1 protein-coding gene is annotated in these 231 nt (G+C 54.1%); it reads right to left on the bottom strand.

The features are described from left to right. The coding region (locus R0J87_RS25290; protein WP_498889772.1) for an IMP dehydrogenase at positions 1-231 on the bottom strand (231 nt) is incomplete at both ends.

Raw genomic sequence — 231 nt, 5'->3', positions numbered from 1 at the left:
CAGGCCGCCCATCTGCTGGTGAATGATCTCTTTCAGGCGACCTTTATAGGCTACGCGACCTTCGATACCTTCCGGCACCAGTTTGTCGGCAGCGTTATCGCTCTGGAAATAACGGTCAGAGGAACCTTTGGACATCGCGCCCAGGGAACCCATACCACGGTAAGATTTGTAAGAACGGCCCTGGTAGAGTTCGATTTCACCCGGAGATTCTTCAGTACCCGCCAGCATGGA

The sequence above is a fragment of the Halomonas sp. SIMBA_159 genome (assembly GCF_046536035.1).
GTDB lineage: Bacteria > Pseudomonadota > Gammaproteobacteria > Pseudomonadales > Halomonadaceae > Vreelandella > Vreelandella venusta_A.
This window is presented reverse-complemented; position numbering and strand designations above follow the sequence as displayed.